This window comes from Bacillus sp. AFS040349 (assembly GCF_002577655.1).
Classification (GTDB): Bacteria; Bacillota; Bacilli; order Bacillales; family Bacillaceae; genus Metabacillus.
The window spans coordinates 1-724 of the sequence record NZ_NUMC01000218.1 but is presented as its reverse complement, the minus strand read 5'-3'; the positions used below and the strand labels follow the sequence as shown (position 1 = coordinate 724).

Here is a 724-nt window from a genome sequence, read left to right as displayed (position 1 = left end):
TAGAAGTTTTGACAATACGCAGATAATTTAGGGGGGGAATTTATGAAGAAGTTGGTTATCTTTGGAACCGGGAAGACAGCAGAGTTAGCTCATTATTTTTTTACAATGGATTCAGATTATGAAGTAGTGGGATTTACGGTGGATGCAGGGTACATTGGTTGTAATGAATATTGTGGACTCCCAGTATACAATTTCGAGAACATCGAAAATCAATTATCTACTGATGATGTTTATTTTTTTGCTGCTTTAACCTATACAAAGATGAATGAGGTTAGAGAGAGTAAAATTAAAGAAGCGAAGGAAAAAGGGTTTCGTTTAGCGAGCTATATAAGTACTAAAGCCAATATTTCTAGTAATGTCAAGGTAGGTGAACATTGTTTTATACTTGAAAATAATAATACTCAGCCTTTTGTAGAAATTGGTGAAAATAATGTCTTGTGGAGTGGAAATCATATTGGACATCATACAGAAATAGGAAATAATAATTTTATTACTTCACATGTAGTAATTAGTGGAAATGTTACTATTAGAGATAACTGTTTTATCGGTGTTAATGCTACATTACGTGATGGGTTAGTAATTGCTAATTATACGTTAATTGGAGCAGGATGTTACATTAATAGGAATACAAATCAACATGATTTGTATAAAGCTAACTATTCTAAATTGTCTAAGTTAAAGAGTAATCAAATTAGTATTTAAGCAAATAAAACAATTATGATCT

At 30.9% G+C, this 724-nt stretch carries 1 protein-coding gene; it reads left to right on the top strand.

What is annotated here, in order from left to right; all coding sequences use genetic code 11:
• The first annotated feature begins 42 nt into the window (after positions 1-42).
• Complete coding sequence (locus COD11_RS26365) at positions 43-702, top strand: acetyltransferase (RefSeq protein ID WP_098799820.1); 660 nt, start codon at positions 43-45, stop codon at positions 700-702.
• The last annotated feature ends 22 nt before the right edge of the window (positions 703-724 follow it).